Origin of the sequence: Altererythrobacter sp. MTPC7 (genome assembly GCF_042851395.1) — a bacterium.
GTDB lineage: Bacteria > Pseudomonadota > Alphaproteobacteria > Sphingomonadales > Sphingomonadaceae > CAJXSN01.
The window spans coordinates 1-574 of the sequence record NZ_BTGS01000050.1 but is presented as its reverse complement, the minus strand read 5'-3'; the positions used below and the strand labels follow the sequence as shown (position 1 = coordinate 574).

Annotated in this window: 1 pseudogene; it reads left to right on the top strand. The window is 62.2% G+C overall.

The features are described from left to right. Window positions 1-574: pseudogene (locus tag ACGHJ7_RS14775) on the top strand (IS3 family transposase); the annotation flags it as partial.

The following is a 574-nucleotide window of genomic DNA, read 5'->3' as shown; positions in this document are numbered from 1 at the left end:
GAAGCGACGATCTACAACTGGAAGTCGAAGTATGGCGGGATGGAAGTGTCCGATGCCCGGCGGCTGAAGGAGCTGGAGAGCGAGAACGCGAAGCTGAAGCGTTTGCTGGCCGATGCGATGCTGGACAAGGCGGCGTTGAAGGATCTTCTGGCAAAAAAGTTTTGACGCCCGCCGCGCAGCGGGAAGCTGTTGCTCATCTCCAGGCGTGCCATGGGATGAGCGAGCGGCGGGCGTGCCGTGTCATCGATGCTGATCGCAAGAGCGTGCGTTACCGTTCCACCCGGGACGATGACGTCGATCTGCGTGAGAAGCTGCGCGAGCTGGCCAACCAGCGTCGCCGGTTCGGCTATCGCCGTCTGCATATCCTGCTGCGCCGGGAGGGGATCATGATCAACCGCAAGAAGACCCAGAGGCTCTACCGTGAGGAAGGCTTGGCGGTCAGGCGACGACGTAGCCGCAGGCGTGCTGTTGGCACAAGGGCACCTGCTCCGGTTCTGGCGCTGCCGAACCAGCGCTGGAGCCTGGACTTTGTTCACGACCAGATGGCTTCGGGAAGACGGTTCCGGGTGCTCAA